This window comes from Psychrobacillus sp. FSL H8-0483, from assembly GCF_038637725.1.
Classification (GTDB): domain Bacteria; phylum Bacillota; class Bacilli; order Bacillales_A; family Planococcaceae; genus Psychrobacillus.
Window position 1 is genome coordinate 1,082,681 of the sequence record NZ_CP152052.1, and the last position, 17,732, is coordinate 1,100,412.

General features: G+C 35.6%; 17 protein-coding genes and 1 pseudogene. 14 read left to right on the forward strand and 4 right to left on the reverse strand.

The window, feature by feature from the left end:
- The first annotated feature begins 159 nt into the window (after positions 1–159).
- From opp3b to MHB48_RS04950, 10 genes and pseudogenes are all read left to right on the forward strand, one after another.
- Positions 160–1,092, forward strand: coding sequence for an oligopeptide ABC transporter permease (gene opp3b, locus MHB48_RS04905; RefSeq protein ID WP_342600438.1), 933 nt, complete (start codon positions 160–162; stop codon positions 1,090–1,092).
- On the forward strand, positions 1,092–2,111 hold the full coding sequence (gene opp3C, locus MHB48_RS04910; RefSeq protein WP_342600439.1) for an oligopeptide ABC transporter permease: 1,020 nt from the start codon (positions 1,092–1,094) through the stop codon (positions 2,109–2,111). The genes opp3b and opp3C overlap by 1 nt, the downstream gene beginning before the upstream one ends.
- A gap of 16 nt (positions 2,112–2,127) precedes the next feature.
- Entirely contained in the window at positions 2,128–3,192 is a 1,065-nt protein-coding gene (locus MHB48_RS04915; protein ID WP_342600440.1) for an ABC transporter ATP-binding protein, read from the forward strand.
- The gene (locus tag MHB48_RS04920; RefSeq protein WP_340918481.1) at positions 3,192–4,133 is read left to right on the forward strand and encodes an ATP-binding cassette domain-containing protein; all 942 of its coding nucleotides are present in this window, start codon (positions 3,192–3,194) and stop codon (positions 4,131–4,133) included. The genes MHB48_RS04915 and MHB48_RS04920 overlap by 1 nt, the downstream gene beginning before the upstream one ends.
- 113 nt (positions 4,134–4,246) lie before the next feature.
- Positions 4,247–5,455, forward strand: coding sequence for a putative glycoside hydrolase (locus MHB48_RS04925; protein ID WP_342600441.1), 1,209 nt, complete (start codon positions 4,247–4,249; stop codon positions 5,453–5,455).
- 396 nt (positions 5,456–5,851) lie between these two features.
- Positions 5,852–6,247, forward strand: a complete 396-nt coding sequence (spxA, locus tag MHB48_RS04930; protein WP_340925117.1) for a transcriptional regulator SpxA — start codon at positions 5,852–5,854, stop codon at positions 6,245–6,247.
- Positions 6,248–6,463: 216 nt separating this feature from the next.
- On the forward strand, positions 6,464–7,129 hold the full coding sequence (mecA, locus tag MHB48_RS04935) for an adaptor protein MecA (RefSeq protein ID WP_342600442.1): 666 nt from the start codon (positions 6,464–6,466) through the stop codon (positions 7,127–7,129).
- Positions 7,130–7,681: 552 nt separating this feature from the next.
- A complete protein-coding gene (locus MHB48_RS04940; RefSeq protein ID WP_342600443.1) occupies positions 7,682–8,848 on the forward strand; it encodes a competence protein CoiA family protein in 1,167 nt (388 codons plus the stop codon).
- A 50-nt stretch (positions 8,849–8,898) separates the two neighbouring features.
- A complete protein-coding gene (gene pepF / locus MHB48_RS04945) occupies positions 8,899–10,719 on the forward strand; it encodes an oligoendopeptidase F (protein ID WP_342600444.1) in 1,821 nt (606 codons plus the stop codon).
- Positions 10,720–11,455: 736 nt separating this feature from the next.
- A pseudogene (locus MHB48_RS04950) lies at positions 11,456–11,696 on the forward strand (IS5/IS1182 family transposase); the annotation flags it as partial.
- 396 nt (positions 11,697–12,092) lie between these two features.
- Here the strand turns inward: MHB48_RS04950 and MHB48_RS04955 are convergent.
- The 4 genes from MHB48_RS04955 to MHB48_RS04970 form a co-directional block, all read right to left on the reverse strand.
- A complete protein-coding gene (locus tag MHB48_RS04955; protein WP_342600445.1) occupies positions 12,093–12,914 on the reverse strand; it encodes a ClpXP adapter SpxH family protein in 822 nt (273 codons plus the stop codon).
- Positions 12,911–13,309 (reverse strand): globin, encoded by a 399-nt coding sequence (locus MHB48_RS04960; RefSeq protein WP_340918495.1) that lies wholly within the window; start codon positions 13,307–13,309, stop codon positions 12,911–12,913. Before MHB48_RS04960 ends, MHB48_RS04955 begins: the two co-directional genes overlap by 4 nt.
- A 123-nt stretch (positions 13,310–13,432) precedes the next feature.
- The gene (locus MHB48_RS04965; RefSeq protein WP_342600446.1) at positions 13,433–14,041 is read right to left on the reverse strand and encodes a lytic transglycosylase domain-containing protein; all 609 of its coding nucleotides are present in this window, start codon (positions 14,039–14,041) and stop codon (positions 13,433–13,435) included.
- A 48-nt stretch (positions 14,042–14,089) separates the two neighbouring features.
- Positions 14,090–14,665 (reverse strand): CYTH domain-containing protein, encoded by a 576-nt coding sequence (locus tag MHB48_RS04970; RefSeq protein ID WP_342600447.1) that lies wholly within the window; start codon positions 14,663–14,665, stop codon positions 14,090–14,092.
- A 76-nt stretch (positions 14,666–14,741) separates the two neighbouring features.
- On the opposite strand from MHB48_RS04970, the gene MHB48_RS04975 reads away from it, so the two are divergent.
- The 4 genes from MHB48_RS04975 to MHB48_RS04990 all read left to right on the forward strand — a co-directional run bounded on the left by MHB48_RS04975 (position 14,742) and on the right by MHB48_RS04990 (position 17,721).
- Positions 14,742–15,149 (forward strand): hypothetical protein, encoded by a 408-nt coding sequence (locus tag MHB48_RS04975; RefSeq protein WP_342600448.1) that lies wholly within the window; start codon positions 14,742–14,744, stop codon positions 15,147–15,149.
- Between the two features lie 31 nt (positions 15,150–15,180).
- Positions 15,181–15,828 (forward strand): GTP pyrophosphokinase family protein, encoded by a 648-nt coding sequence (locus MHB48_RS04980; RefSeq protein ID WP_340918504.1) that lies wholly within the window; start codon positions 15,181–15,183, stop codon positions 15,826–15,828.
- Positions 15,829–15,997: 169 nt separating this feature from the next.
- Entirely contained in the window at positions 15,998–16,804 is an 807-nt protein-coding gene (locus MHB48_RS04985; RefSeq protein WP_340918506.1) for an NAD kinase, read from the forward strand.
- Positions 16,801–17,721, forward strand: coding sequence for an RluA family pseudouridine synthase (locus MHB48_RS04990; protein ID WP_342600449.1), 921 nt, complete (start codon positions 16,801–16,803; stop codon positions 17,719–17,721). The genes MHB48_RS04985 and MHB48_RS04990 overlap by 4 nt, the downstream gene beginning before the upstream one ends.
- Positions 17,722–17,732: the final 11 nt, after the last annotated feature.

The following is a 17,732-nucleotide window of genomic DNA, read 5'->3' on the forward strand; positions in this document are numbered from 1 at the left end:
GAGAGTATATGGTATCCTATAGGACCATATACTCTCTTTTTAAATGAATCAGAATTCACAAAATATTTTATTATTTGATGTTATTTTGACAATTAGTATAGTAATCTGTTTATATAGAATAATAGATTATTTTTTTAGATTACATTAGGAGGTGCAAAGATGGCAAAATACATTATTCGTCGTGTGATTTATATGTTTATAACATTTTTCCTGATTGCGACAGCAACCTTCTTCTTGATGAAGGCGCTTCCAGGATCCCCGATTAGCTCTGCTTCAAAACTATCCCCTTCACAACTTGCGATAGTGGAAGCGAAATACGGATTAGATCAACCAGTCCCAGTACAATATGCAAAGTATATGCTAAACCTGGCTCAAGGTGATTTAGGAAACTCATTCCAATTTAAAAATGCAAGTGTAACAGAATTGATTATCAATCGATTAGGTCCATCTTTTATCCTTGGAACTCAAGGTTTAATACTTGGTGTAACATTAGGGATCATTTTAGGTATGATTGCCGCATTAAAACAGAATACAATATGGGATTATGGTAGTACGGTTATTTCTATAATCGGTATTTCTATTCCGGCATTCGTTTTTGCTACATTTCTTCAATATTGGCTAGCAGTTAAGTGGGAATTATTCCCGGTAGCTCTTTGGAAAGATGGTTGGATGTCAAGCGTACTTCCATCTATTGCATTAGCAATGGGGCCACTTGCGACTGCTTCACGTTTTATTCGTACAGAAATGATTGAAGTATTAAGTTCAGATTATATTACTTTAGCTAAATCTAAAGGTGCAACTGGATTTGAAATTGCGTTTAAACATGCTTTTCGTAATGCGTTAATCCCACTTGTGACGGTTTTAGGACCGCTTGCTGCAGGTTTACTTACTGGTTCACTTGTAATTGAACAGATTTTTGCTATTCCAGGAATCGGAGAACAGTTTGTAAAATCCATTTTCTCAAATGACTTCTCAATTATTATGGGAACTACATTATTCTTCTCTGCGTTCTTAATTGTCGTAATATTCGTAGTTGATATTCTTTATGGAATTATTGACCCGCGTATTCGTTTATCAGGAGGTAATAATTAATGAGTCAAGATTTAAAAAAATTACCTGCTGGATCTTTTGAAAGAGTTCACATTGATAGCACACAAGCGGAAAGAATTTCAAAACCAAGTATTAGTTTTTGGCAAGATGCCTGGTTACGTATACGTAAAAATAAAGCAGCTATTGTGAGTATGTTTATTTTGGCATTTATCGTCATCATGGCTTTTGTTGGACCAATGATCAGTCCACATGATGCAGATACTCAAACAATTACACATGCAAACTTACCACCTAAAGTACCTGGACTTGAAAAGTTAGGTATTTTCGATGGGGTCGGTACATTAGCTGGAAAAGAAGTAGATTTATATGAATTGAAAAAAGTAGATACGTATTATTGGTTTGGTACGGATGGTCTTGGTCGTGATATGTTCTCACGAGTTTGGGAAGGTACGCAAATCTCATTATTTATCGCTTTTATGGCAGCACTAATTGATATGGTTATTGGTGTAGCATACGGTGGTATTTCTGGATATTACGGTGGGCGTGTAGATGATATATTGCAGCGCATTGTTGAAATACTTTATGGAATTCCAACATTAGTTATAGTAATTCTTATGAGTTTATTCATGGAACCAGGTGTCACGGCGATTATTATTGCTATTACAATAACCGGCTGGATTGGTATGTCGCGTATTGTTCGTGGTCAAGTATTGAAATTCAAAAACCAAGAATTTGTATTGGCATCTCGTACATTAGGAGCATCAAATGGCCGAATAATAACGAAGCATATTTTGCCAAATATTTTAAGTGTTATCATTATTAATACAATGTTTACAATTCCAGGTGCAATTTTCTTCGAAGCATTTTTAAGCTTTATTGGATTGGGCTTACAACCACCTAATGCGTCATTAGGTACACTTATTAATGATGGTTACAAATTAATTAAATTCCAACCACATATTTTACTGTACCCATCCCTCGTTTTAAGTTTGTTAATGATTGCATTTAACTTACTAGGTGATGGCTTACGTGACGCACTAGATCCAAAGATGAAAGACTAAAAGGAGGAAAGCCAAAATGGAAAAGATTTTAGAGGTTAAAGACCTAGAGCTTTCCTTCCATACTTTTGCAGGAGAAGTTAAGGCCATTCGTGGCGTTAATTTTGACTTATTAAAAGGGGAAACTCTTGCAATCGTTGGAGAGTCTGGTTCTGGTAAGTCGGTTACGACAAAGGCGATTATGCGACTGTTGCCTGAATCAAGTTCTGAGTTTAAAAATGGTCAAATCCTGTTTAACGGGAAAGACTTAACGAAATTAACGGATAAAGAAATGCAGAAGATTCGTGGAAAAGATATATCAATGATTTTCCAAGATCCAATGACTTCTTTAAATCCAACAATGACAATTGGTAATCAAATTATGGAACCAATTTTAAAACATCGTAAGGTGAGTAAATCAGAAGCACGTAAAGTAGCTGTCGATTTGTTACGTTTAGTTGGTCTGCCAAAACCTGAAGCTCGTATAAAGCAATATCCACACCAGTTCTCTGGTGGTCAACGCCAACGTATTGTAATTGCAATTGCGCTTGCATGTAATCCTCAGATTCTAATTGCGGATGAGCCGACTACTGCACTTGACGTTACAATTCAAGCTCAAATTTTAGAGCTAATGAAGGATCTTCAAAAGAAAATTGATACTTCTATTATCTTTATTACACATGATCTTGGTGTTGTGGCAAACGTAGCGGACAGAGTAGCTGTAATGTATGGTGGTAAAATTGTGGAGGTTGGTACGGTAGATGAAATTTTCTATAATCCACAACATCCATATACATGGGGATTATTAAGCTCTATGCCTTCATTAGATACAGCAGAAGAAAAATTATATGCAATACCAGGAACTCCTCCTGATTTATTGTTTCCTCCAAAAGGAGATGCATTTGCTCTTCGAAGTGAATATGCTTTGAAAATCGATTTAGAGGAAGCTCCACCATTCTTTAAAGTGAGTGATACGCATTATGCAGCAACTTGGTTATTACATCCAAACGCTCCACAAGTAGAACCACCTTTATCTATTATTGAGCGCATGAAAAAGTATCCTGGAAGTCGTTATTATGAAGGAACTAAAGGAGGTAGTTACTGATGGCTGAAAAATTACTAGAAATTAGAAATTTAAAGCAATATTTCAATCAAGGTAAGCCGAATGAGGTTCGTGCAGTAGATGACGTAAGCTTCGATATTTATAAAGGGGAAACTCTAGGACTAGTTGGAGAGTCAGGCTGTGGTAAATCTACAACTGGTCGTACAATTATCCGCTTATATAACGCGACTGATGGACAAGTAATTTATGACGGTGTAGATGTACATGATAAAAAATCGAAAAAAGATTTAAAAACATTTAATCGTAAAATGCAAATGATTTTCCAAGATCCATACGCATCTTTAAATCCTCGTATGAAAGTATTGGATATTATTGCAGAAGGACTAGATATTCATGGTCTTGTGAAAAATCCAAAAGAACGTAAAGAACGTGTTGTAGAGCTTTTAGAGACTGTTGGTTTAAATCGTGAGCATGCCGATCGATATGCACATGAGTTTTCAGGTGGTCAACGTCAGCGCTTAGGTATTGCTAGAGCACTCGCTGTAGAACCTGAATTCATCATTGCAGATGAGCCTATCTCTGCTCTAGACGTATCTATCCAAGCACAAGTTGTAAACTTACTAAAAGAATTACAAGAAGAAAAAGGGTTAACCTATTTATTCATCGCCCATGATTTATCAATGGTTAAATACATTTCTGACCGTATTGGCGTAATGTATTTTGGGAAGCTAGTAGAGCTTGCTCCTGCGGAAGATTTATATAATAACCCGTTACATCCATATACACAGTCACTATTATCTGCAATTCCACTTCCAGATCCAAATTATGAACGTACTCGTGTGCGTAAATCATACGATCCTTCGGTTCATAATTACCAAGATGGAGAAGAAATTGCGATGCGTGAAATTACTCCTGGGCACTTTGTTTTCTGTTCTGAAAAGGAATCTGAATCACTGAAGGCCATCTCCAATTCACGACTATAAAACAAACGGTCATTCTTATTAGAATGACCGTTTATTTTGGTCAATTTCCCCTTTCTTTCCAACTATTAAATTGTTAGAATAAAGACATAAAGAAGAAAGGAAGAACAACTATTATGAAGTACACGTTTAAATTGCTTGCCTCTTTTACAATTGCAGCAGCTGTATTAATACCAAGTACTGCTTCTGCTGAATCCAATCTATTTGTCAATAACTTTGCTGGGAAAGAGTACAGTTTTGGAACTATTGACGAAACGATTGTTTCTTCTTCTAAATTATTCATCTATGACTCTGGATTTACATTTAAATATCCAGATGCAGTAAGAGGTGTGTATGTAACAGGACATTCTGCAGGTGGGTCTAGGTTTAATGATTTAGTAACCTTAATGGACGAAACTGAACTAAATACGATGGTAATTGATATTAAAGATGATTTTGGAAATTTAACATATAAACCAAGTGAAGAATCTCCACTTACAAAGTACGATATTGGTAGACCATACATAAAAGATCTTAAAGCTACTCTAAAAACAATGGAACAGAAAGAAATATATCCAATTGCACGTATCGTTATTTTTAAAGATACAGAACTTGCAGAGCGAAAGCCTGAATGGTCATTCGTTGACGGGTCGACTGTTTGGAAAAATGGACGGGGAGAGGCTTTTGTTAATCCTTTCTTGCAAGAAGTGTGGGATTATAATATTGAAATCGCAATAGAAGCTGCCAAAATGGGCTTTAAGGAAATTCAATTTGATTATGTACGATTTCCAGAAGGATTTGAAAATAGAGATGACACACTAAAGTATTCATTGGGAACATATGAGTCATCTGAGTTAGATGCAGTTCAAAGAAGGGTATCTGCAGTCACAGATTTTGTGGCATATGCTAGAGAAAAATTAAAACCATATGGTGCACAATTATCCGTGGATATTTTTGGATATTCAGCAACTTTACCGGAAGCACCTGGAATCGGACAAAACTTCTCCAAAATATCGGAAAATGTGGACGTTATTTCCTCCATGATCTATCCAAGTCATTGGACTTCTTACTTCGGGATAGCGAAGCCTGATTTAGAGCCTTACCGCTTAGTACAAGAATATGCAAAAGTAGAAAATGCTAAGTTAGCAGAATTAGAGAATCCTCCAATTTCACGACCATGGATACAAGATTTTACAGCTTCTTATTTAGGGGCAGGTAACTATCTAACATATGGTAAAGAGGAAGTTGAAGCGCAAATTAAAGCACTTAACGAAGCTGGTATTAAGGAATATTTACTCTGGAATGCTGGAAATAAGTATTCTCCAGGTGTCGACTATACCCCTTAATAAAGAGGAATGTATTAAAAAGCAGAATTTAAAAATTCTTGCTTTTTTTTATATTTATTGAAACCTTATTTCATGAAAAACGTATTATAAAGTATAACAGTTATTTTCAATCATTCGCATCTAATTGAGAATAGAACTAAAAATAATTTATTTTTATGTTTAAACAATAAATTAGACGGGTATAAATTAATTGTAGATCATCTAGATTTAAAAATCTAGATAGCTTATGTAATCAACAGAATTGTGACAGCATTAATTAAAAGTAAAATTTTTCTTTTAAACGTATTTTATTTCACTAATAATTGGTGTATACTATAAAAGTAAAATACTACATTAAATTAATTATAATCTACTTTATATAACACAACGAAATATGAAAGGAAGTGTATTTTAATGATGGTTACACTATTTACTTCACCAAGCTGTACTTCTTGTAGAAAAGCAAAAGCGTGGCTAGAAGAACATGAAATTCCATATACTGAACGTAATATTTTTTCTGAACCTCTTAGCATAAGTGAAATAAAAGAAATTTTACGAATGACAGAAGACGGAACAGATGAAATTATCTCTACTCGCTCTAAAATTTTTCAAAAGCTCAATGTAGATGTGGAAAGCCTTCCATTACAACGTTTATACGAATTGATCCAAGAGCATCCTGGATTATTGCGTAGACCAATTATACTGGACGAAAAACGTCTGCAAGTTGGGTATAACGAAGACGAAATACGTAGATTTTTACCTCGAAAAGTTCGTGCTTATCAATTACTTGAAGCACAACGACTTGTTAACTAGAACAAACAGAGCTGGTTGTTTTTCAAGAACTTTTGAAAAATAATCAGCTTTTCTTTTTTCGCTTGCCTTCATGATTAAATTTTCTTAAAATGCATATAGTTTAGTTAATAATTTAAAAAGAGAAGCAGGAATCCTTTTCTTTTTTTCTTAAACAACATACAATAGTAAAAGACACTACAATAATGAGACGGTAAGAAGCGAAAGGAGATGTGTTAAATGGATATCGAGCGTATCAATGATAACACTTTCAAAGTATACATTTCATACATCGACATTGAAGAAAGAGGCTTCAGCCGAGATGAAATATGGTTTAATAAAGATAAGAGCGAGCAGCTTTTTTGGGAGATGATGGATGAGGTTCATGATGACGACCATTTTGATGAGTTGGATGGCCCACTATGGATACAAGTTCATGCGATGGAAAAAGGTTTGGAAGTTATTGTCACTCGAACGGAAATGGCCAAGGATGAACGATCAGATGATAGTGATGAAATGGAAGATGTATCAAACAAAATATTTAAAAATGGTGTCTCTAGTTCCATAGGACCTCATGAGTTTGATGATTTTTCGAATTATATGGATGATTTAGATGAAATACCTTCTGAGTATACATTTAAGTTTGAGAACTTTGATGATGTACTTGGTCTAGCAAAAAAACTAGAGAAAGTAAATTTCAAAACATCTCTGTACCACTACGAGGAAAAGTATTATTTACATGTAAGCTTTAATATAGAGGTGGTTGAATTTGAAACAGTATTAAATACACTAAGCGTGATTTCTGAATTTGGTCTTAGTACAAAAACAACCATTCATATGATTCAAGAATACGGTAAAGAAATAATTGCAAATGATGTCTTGAAAGAATTAAATAAACATTTTTAAAGGGGCTGTCCAATAAGCCCATAAATTGAAGCAGGTGTAGAAAAACGAGTCTTTTTCTACACCTGTTTTTTGTAGGCAATTGATTGTAGTGGAAGAAGGCGACTCCAGCGAGAATAGCGTGAGCTGAAGGCCCCGCAGGAGCGAACAAAGGAACAAAGGCTATGAACGCCACTTCAAATGCAAGGCAATCTAAGATCGCCGTGTCCTGCTCCTGCGCAAAGCTCGTCGCAAAAGTTCTATGCTCCTGCGCAAAGCTCGTCGCAAAAGAACTGTGCTCCTGCGCAAAGCTCGTCGCAAAAGAACTTTTGCGGCAACGATTGCATGACCCACATCCTGTGGGCCACAATGCCTTCGTGACCAATATCGTGTTGGCCAGAGGAGACTGAAGCCATGCCTCGGAAAGCGTCCGTCTGGAACGGAAATCAATACATTGGAAAAGGGACTATCTCTCAGTCACTATATGACTTTTGGGACAGCCCCCCTTTTTTTTTTGCCTACTATTCTCTTATCACTTGATTTAATTGCTGAGAGTTTGTACATTTTAAATAGGAGGTGTTTATCATACTAACGGCTATTACAAAACAAGGAGAAATTATTATTCCGGCCAATTATTCACAGGATAGTTTGAAAGAACTAAAGGAAAGAAGTGCTTTTCTATGCATGCAATGCCAAGAGGAGGTCATTTTGAAGAATGGTACCATTAATATTCCTCATTTTGCTCATAAGCGAAATGTCGAATGCGCACAGTTATTTTCAGAAGGAGAAAGTGAAGATCATTTAAATGGTAAACTACAACTCTATGCTTTTTTTCATCAATTGAACCTAAATTGTCAACTAGAGCCATTTATTCAAACGCTCAAGCAGAGACCAGATATTTTGCTGCAAAAGAATGAAGAACAAGTAGCAATTGAATTTCAATGCAGCCAAATACTACCCTCTACAATTATTGAACGTAATGCAGGATATAAAATGCAGCAAATAATCCCACTTTGGATATTAAGAACACCTTCCATCTTAGAGTTCCCGAATCAAGAAATAGGGCTGATGCAACTATCCTCATTTCGCCAACAATTTTTCCTCGTATCCCCCACATACGGAAAAATGATTATCACCTACTGTCCCCAAACAAAATACTTTCATTATATTTCAAACCTATTGCATATAAAAGCAAACCTATATATCGTCAAAGTAAAAAAGTTACCTATTACAAACCAAACCTGGCCATTTGCAATCGTAAAACATATTTCTTTGGAGGAATTTGAAAAGTATTTAAGCATGTATATAGAGCATCGGTTCAAGCATATAGACAATCTTTACTATTACAATAAAAAAGGAGTTCAATCAGCCTTTTTACAAGTCTGCTATAGATGGCAACTACAACCTAAAAAGCTTCCTCCATTTATAGGGATTCCAACTATCTTTGCAGAGTCATTTCATGTACATGCTGTGGAGTGGCAAACTCAATTTATCGATTATTTATATTCCTTAAATATCCCCATTCATCAAGCGTCTCTCCTACAATGTAAATCTTTTCTCATCAATAGACCAATAGGACCCATTCAATCAGAACTCAAGCTAGAAGCAGTAAAGTCATATTTATTTGTATTAAAAAAATGTATAATTCAATCAGAAAATGTCGTTTATAAAAGCAAGTACAGCATTTCTAAAATGAATCAACTACTTTATAGGCAATTCCTTGCAAAGTGCCCAGAAAATTGAGAAAATAATAGGTGATTCGAATATCGAAACAAATGGAAGGGGAGCTCATCTTGTCAGCTGAAACAAATAATAAAATCTTAACACGTGATGAAGTTGCGGAACATTTAACATGGAGATTAGAAGACATTTTTGCTTCTAATGATGCATGGGAAAAAGAATTTCAAGATGTTTCTGCACTAGCTAAAAAAGCGTCCTCTTTTCAAGGGACAATAGGAAATGGTCCAAATGCCTTATTAGACGTATTGATTTATCGTGATGAACTTACAAGTCGCTTGCGAAAGCTGTATACTTACGCGCATATGCGCTCCGATCAGGATACAGCAAATAGCACATATCAGGCAATGGAGAGCCGTATAAAATCATTATATGTAAAAGTTTCAACAGAGTTATCATTTTTAGTACCGGAAATTTTATCATTAGATGAATCTACTCTATCATCTTATCTTGATGAAAATAAAGAACTTCAAGTATATCGTCAACTTTTAGAAGAAATCAATAAAGAACGTCCACATGTGCTTCCAAAAGAACAAGAAGCATTGTTAGCACAATTTTCCGAAGTAGCAGGAGCTTCATCAGATACGTTTGGGAAGTTAAACAATGCAGATTTAGAGTTTCCGAACATCACAGATGCTGATGGAAATGAAGTACAATTAACACATGGCCGTTTTTCACGCTTCTTAGAAAGCGAAGATAGACGCGTGCGAGAAGACGCATTTAAAGCTATGTATGACACATATGGCAAGTTTCGCAATACATTTGCCTCTACTTTAAGTGGAAATGTTAAAGGGGATAATGTGAACGCTAAAATTAGAAATTATACCTCTGCACGTGAAGCAGCAATGTCTGAAAATCATATTCCAGAAAGTGTATATGATAATTTAATAGGGACCATTAATAAAAACGTTCATTTGCTTCATAAATATGTTAGCTTGCGTAAAAAAGTATTAGGCGTAGACGAGCTGCATATGTATGATTTATATACACCACTTGTGAAAGAGCTGGATATGGAATATACGTATGACCAAGCGTGTGAGGCGATGCTAAATAGTTTTGAACCACTTGGTGAAGAATATGTATCCATTGTGAAGCAAGGACTAGAAAATCGCTGGGTAGACGTTGTAGAAACGAAAGGAAAGCGCTCGGGAGCGTATTCTTCAGGAACGTATGGTACAAACCCTTATATTTTGATGAACTGGCAAAATAACGTGAATAACCTATTTACGCTAGCTCATGAATTTGGACATAGTATCCATAGTTACTACACGCGTGCAAATCAACCTTATGTGTACGGAGATTATTCCATTTTCGTAGCTGAAGTAGCCTCTACTTGTAACGAAGCTTTACTGAACGATTACTTATTGAAAACAATTGATGATCCAAAGAAACGTATTTACCTATTAAATCATTGGTTAGAAGGATTCCGTGGAACTGTTTTCCGTCAAACCATGTTTGCTGAGTTCGAGCATGTAATTCATCAGTTAGATCAAGATGGAGAAGCCTTAACAGCGGATAAATTAACAGAAGTATACTATGATTTAAATAAAAAATACTTTGGTGATGACATTGTTATTGATGAACAAATAGGATTGGAATGGTCAAGAATTCCTCATTTCTACTATAATTACTATGTATATCAATATGCCACAGGTCTAAGTGCTGCTACTGCACTAAGCAATCAGATATTAACAGAAGGGAAACCTGCCGTAGATCGTTACATTAATGAATTCTTGAAAGCGGGATGCTCTGATTATCCGATTGAAGTATTGAAAAAAGCGGGAGTAGACATGAATACAGCAGCTCCAATTGAAGAGGCATGTCGTGTATTTGAAGAAAAATTAAATGAATTAGAACAATTATTATTAGCTGAATAGATAAAGATGAGATCAAGCTGACGAAAAGTCAGCTTGATTTTTTGAAGGGAATAGAAGTATTACTTTTCTACATGCTAGACTATTGGTAATGGAATCACTTACTCTTTGTCCAAAGCGATTCGATTTAGCTTGCACTTTTTTTAGGTTGTATTTTGTCATTTGATAAGGTTAGACGTCTAATGTATGGCGAATTTGTGAAAGGTAGCTCTAATACATTGTATTTCTAAATGGGGCATGCTAAAGTAAGAGTGTGAAATAAATCACAAGATAACATACACCCCTTTGTTTGAACGTGAACATTTCTCCCATCCCCTTTGTAAAATGAAAAACCCTTTCCTAACTGAGGAAAGGGTTTTTCTATGTTTATTTTTTGTAAGAGGCTCTGTTAAATGAGGCTATTATTTTTTGAAACATATAATTAATGATGAAACATGATCGTTATAGAGCTTTTTGATTAAATATAACATCTAGGTGATTACGTTGCAGGCGGACGCTTTCCGCGGGCGGTCCGTGAGCCTCCTCAGGCCGACAGGATGTTGGTCACAAAGGCGTTGCCACACGAGGTGGCGTTCTTAGCCTTTGTTCCTATGTGAGCTCCTGCGGGGTCTCACCTGGACACGCTTTTCCCGCTGGAGTCGCCGCCTTCCACTCCCATCACCATAAAATAAATACGCTTTAAGCTAAAAAAGAGGCGTGTTACTTTTAATAAAAGGAACTAATTTAGGTGATTTGCCCAATGATTTCAAATCAAGAATTCCTCCACTTAAGCCCGTACATGGCACTGTACGATTTAATCGTGCGAAAAGATAATATGCTTTGCCAAATCAATGAACTGGTGGACTTTACTTTTATCTTGGAAGAATTAGAAACAAAATATTGCTTAGATAATGGAAGAAATGCGATTCCACCGATTCGCATGTTCAAATATCTATTATTGAAAGCGATTTTTGATGTATTAGATAGTAGAGCGTTTGAAATAGGATATGTCATTTAAATAAGTTCTTAGCACTAGAAAAGAGCATCCTTACAAGTAAAGCAATCATTTAAAATACGAACATTTATGACTTCGTTGATTGAAGCGACAGGCGGCGACTCCAGCGGGATGAGTGAGACAGATAAGACGTCACAAATGCCGCTGAGCGGCGGTGATGGCTTATCGCTCACCCCGCGGAAAGCGTCCGCCTATAGCGGAAATCAACTATACTTTATTCCGTGAAAGACAAAAAAATCTGGCACTTCCTGTTCAAACTTGAACAAGAAGTGCCGGATTTTTGTTTAAAAAGAATTAACTGTTTTAAAAACGTAAGTTTTTCAGTGGCCACCAAATTATTAGAGGCCTTTCAATTAATCTACTTATTTATTTATTTATTAATTTATTTATTTTTTAATCGCCAAACGACTGAATTAGGAAGAACAACTCGGTCTACTTTTTGAAGTAACAAGAGTTTTTTTAACTCTCTTTCCGCTTGTTGTTGGGTGATATTATAGTAGTCTGCAATTTCATTTGTCGTTAAGGAATGAAAACGATCAAAAAGCTTATCGAGAGCTGGCGTTTCTTGTTTCTTAGGGACATCATATAACATTTCTTGTAATATTTGAACGTAAATATTATATGAATATATGCCAGATAATTTGATGCCTTCATCTTCTATGTTTTCATTAAAGAATACTATACTTGGAAATGAATCTACTTCCATTTCACAAGTAATGGATAAATCACTTTGGAAGGAACGGACACACTCTTTTGATTGTATATCCTGTGTAAATTCATCTACATCTAACTTGACTTCACTTGCAAGTTCTTGAAGGACTGAAAAAGAAGTTACATTTTTAGTTTGTAAAAATAGATGTTCCTGTATTTTATTAAAAAAACGAAGAGCCGCTTTTTTCCCTTGAAATTCTGCTGCTTTCACTGCGATAGAAGGTAAAACAGAGTGCTCTATATGCTGTAATTCGCAATTAGTATTAGAACTATTATCATTTGGCATTTGGAAAGCCGCATTTAAATTATTTAGTTGTGTACTTAGTACTGTTCGAATAGCTAGATACTGGCCGTATTCCACTTGCAACTTCCGAATTATCGGTTGCAAATCCCAACAAGCTGAACAAAGCGGATCAAGAAAAACATACATCTCAATAGGCTTGTTTATAATAGGAGATGCGATCGTTTCAGCCGGAATTTGTATTATTGTCACATTTTTTCCTCCTCATGACTCATTTGATTGACCATGTGGTTGGCAGTAAGTACAAGTCTTCTATATAAATCTTGGCGAAGCTTTCCATCGAGTCCGACGGTATCCATTGCATCACTCATGCAGGATAGCCAAGCTTCAGCTCTTTCGGGTGTAATAGAAAAAGGATTATGACGCATTTTTAGCATTGGATGTCCATGCTCTTCTGTATATAAATTAGGTCCGCCAAGGTATTGCGTTAAAAATTGTTTTTGTTTTCTAGCGGTTTCTGTTAAATCGTCTGGAAAGATTGGCTTCAGCTTTGGATGTTTTGCAACGTTATTGTAAAACGTATCGACAAGCTGTGATAATTTCTCTGCTCCGATCTCGTCGAAAGGAAGTATTGGTTTCTGTGTCATTATTCTTTACCCCTTTGCTTTAGCACTACAATCATTCTATCAATCCACGCCAAATATCTCAAACAATTAGACTGTTATAGAGTTCGTATACAAAAAAACGACCTATGAATTGGCCGTTTCTGACTACGTTTGGTAGTTGTTTAATACTTTTTTCACGTAGTCTTGTGTTTCTTTATAAGGTGGAATCCCATCATATTTCTTCACTGCACCAGGGCCTGCATTGTATGCAGCGAGGGCAGTTTCCATATTTCCATCAAACAGATTAAGCATTTGGCGCAAGTATTTTGCTCCACCCATAATATTTTGTTCGGGGTCAAAAATATTTTTCACTCCCAAATACTTAGCTGTTCCTGGCATTAACTGCATTAAACCAGATGCTCCTGCAGTACTAGTTGCAGAAGGATCAAAATTTGACTCTTGCTTAATAACAGATGATATAAGCTTTTCTGGGACATTATATGCTTCGGAAGCGCGTTTAATGATCTCATCATAATTAGATAAAGAGCTGGAAGTAGTTGGTGCATTTGTAGAAAAAGAGCTAACCAAACTTTCAGGTTGATAGGACAAATTAGATGGTAAGTATACAGGTGAATCGCCGTTATAAAATATGGATGACATATTCTCTAAAGTTGAATTATTTCCCGTAGTTTGATACATCTGTCCTAGCAATTCAGAAAACAAAGGAGTAGAATAATCATTTTGATTACTTTGGACACTCCCAAAAGATTGCATTGCATTTATTTCTATTAAAGTTTTTAGAGATTGAATATCGATAAAGCATCAACCTTTCAACGAATTGATATATGTTACGAGACGAGCAATTTTTTTGTCCGTATATCGAATAGGAATACTGTGTTTCTTCATTAAATGAAGAAAGAATTTTTGACCATTTTCGACATCTTTACTCTCATATTCTACCTCAAAGTCTTCCGTTTGACTATAAAGAGAGTGATCTAAAAAAAGGATTCCGTTATCCATCTCTATTTTTGCTCGGTTTGTTTGCATACTCCCGATACAAATTAAGGGACCTTTATCCGCAAATGGCTCAAGAAAGGGTACCGTAGGAAAATGAAGATGATGTATAATGGCCTCTCTCTCTGCATTCGACAATAATTTTGTTTTTTCTTCCATTACATGGTCTTGTACAGGAATCTTTAATGTTAATTCGTTTCGATTAGATAACACCCTCAAACGAAAACCCATTTTCTTTTCTTTAAAATATTGATCTGCCGTATCATAATAATAATTTGTTTGTTTATGAAAATCGGATGGCTTTAATTCAAAATATGTGATGAATCGTTCAAATTCTGCTTTTGTTAGTAAATTTTTAAATTCGATTTCTTGTTCAGAATGCACATTTTCACTACCTTTCGTATTATTTCTATTATAGACGGTTTGCAATGAGTTTCAATATGTTAAAATAGTGGGTAGAATGGACAGAAAGGAACGATTTATTTTGCCTGTTACGTATTATGTGCACAGTGGAGTGCAATTAGAAAACGATATAAGATTTACAATAGAAGAAACATTAATCCGACCAAATATAAAAGCGGGAGGACAGATGATTACGGACTCCGATTCATTATCATTTGTCTACTTATTAGAGGATGAAACTGGGTATCACTATGTTAAATTTGGACAAGATGTTTGGCCATTGCTAGTAAACACTTTAAAAGCTTCCCAAGATCCTACATTACAATATGGGAATGTTGAACTAACTCTACATATGTTTAAAGAAGAACTTGAAATGCTTATTTTTAACATTGAAGGCAATAATAACTACGGTAATGATTTTTCAAAAGCAGTAGAAGAAGCTTTCAAGGAAATACTAAAAGCATAGAAAAAGTTCAAGTGAAGTGGAGGTAGAGCTTATGGGGCAATGGGAACGTTTTTTAGAGCCGTACAAGCAAGCAGTTTCCGAATTAAAAGTTAAGTTAAAGGGGATGCGTACACAATTTGAAATTGAGAATACGAATTCCCCAATTGAATTTGTAACGGGTCGAGTTAAACCGTTAGCTAGTATCTACGACAAGTCACTTGAAAAAGGTATTGTATTTGAACCTTCTGATACATTGGCAAAAGAAATTCCTGATATAGCTGGTTTGCGGATGATGTGCCAATTCGTAGATGATATTGAAACCGTAGTAGACATATTGCGTAGTAGAAAAGATATAAAGGTCATTGAAGAGCGAGATTATATTTCTCACAAAAAACAAAGTGGATATCGATCATTTCATATGATAATTGAGTATCCCGTTCAAACAATACACGGCGAAATAAATATTTTAGCTGAAATACAAATACGTACTCTTGCCATGAACTTTTGGGCTTCCATAGAACATTCATTAAATTATAAGTATAAGGGTATTTTTCCAGAAGAAATTAAGAAACGACTACAATATGCAGCAGAAGCTGCTTTTCGTTTGGATGAAGAGATGTCGTTGATTCGAGGAGAAATACAAGAAGCGCAGAAATACTTTAGTGAAAATAAAGAGCTACCTCGCATTAACGGGCAGTAAAACTTCCACAACAAGCATTCCATAAAATCTGGGTGCGTAAGTAGAAGGTATAGAACACGTAAAAGGGTGTTCAACAAACAATTAGTGGGAAGATTCCTCACTGATTGTATTTTCACATTATGTACTGTAAGAACTATGAAAATTAAACGGAAAAGAGGTCACGTGAAAGATGAAATTTTTTATTCAGTCTCGAAATGATGATCTATCCAATCATTTAATGGAAAGCGCAAAGACGTATTTAGTTGATTTTGGGCTTATATTAGATGAAGAAAATCCAGATATCGTGTTATCTATAGGCGGAGATGGGACGCTGTTGCATGCTTTTCATAAGTATAAGCATTTAACAAGTTCTGTTGCTTTTGTCGGTATTCACACGGGTCATTTAGGTTTTTATGCAGACTGGAAACCAGCTGAAATTGAAAAATTAGTTATAAGTATTGCAAAAAAGGAGTTTGAAGTAATCGAATATCCTCTTTTGGAAGTAACGATTAATTATCGTCATGGAGAAGATAGCTCTGTTTATCTTGCAGTGAATGAATCTACCGTAAAATCACCTGATGTTACCTTAGTAATGGATGTGGAGTTAAATGGGAATCATTTTGAGCGATTCAGAGGCGATGGGTTATGTATGTCTACTCCTTCTGGAAGTACAGCATACAACAAAGCACTTGGAGGTTCCATCGTGCATCCATCATTAGAAACAATGCAACTTGCTGAAATAGCATCTATAAATAATCGTGTTTTCCGAACAGTAGGTTCTTCTCTAGTATTACCAAAGCACCATACGTGTCTATTGAAACCTGTTAAGGGACCTGACTTTATGGTAACAGTTGATCATTTACAATTATTGCATAAGGATGTGCAATCCATTAAATACCGAGTTGCAGATGAAAAAATTCGTTTTGCGAGGTTTAGACCATTCCCGTTTTGGCAAAGAGTACATGATTCTTTTATAGATAGTGATCTTGAAAAATGAAAAGCCACGCTTTAAAACTTACTTTTGAAATGAAGGAATCGTCCATTTTATTAAGAGATGCAATTAGACAATACGGGATTTCAAAAAAAGCATTAACCAGTATTAAATATGAAGGCGGCTTGATACTTGTCAACGGGGAAGAAAAAACGGTTCGCCATACATTACAAATAGGGGATATCGTTACGATTATTTTTCCGGATGAGAAGAAAAGTGAAGGTTTAGTTGCACAAAAAGGTGTATTTCCGATTCTTTTTGAAGATGACCATCTATTAATGCTGACAAAAGAAGCTGGATTAAGTACAATCCCATCGCGAGAGCATCCAAATGGTACTATTGCCAATCTAATAGCGGGCTACTTAGAGGAAAATGGACTAACATCTACGGTTCATATTGTTACTAGATTGGATAAAGATACTTCAGGCATTATTTGTGTGGCGAAGCATCGTCATGCGCATCATCTATTAAGTGAAATGCAAAAATCCAATGACATCTCTAGAACATATGAAGCAATTGTTCATGGACATGTAGAAAAAGATAAATTTATGATCGATGCTCCTATTGGTCGCAAAGATAGTAGTATCATTGAGCGTATGATTTCTCCTGAGGGTAAATTTGCTAAAACGTCTGTTGAAGTATTAAATAGGTTTACTATAAGTGGAGAAGAGCTATCACATGTGAAGCTAAATTTGCACACTGGACGAACGCATCAAATACGTGTACATATGATGTCCATTGGGCATCCTTTAATTGGTGACGATTTATACGGGGGCAGCTTAACGTTGATAGAACGGCAAGCTCTTCATGCAAAAGAATTGACATTGATTCATCCATTTACAAAAGAGCCTCTTAAATTGGAAGCCCCTTTTCCTAGAGACATGACGGAGATTATACGATTTATTCCCACTAATAGAACCTGAAATTCAGGAGG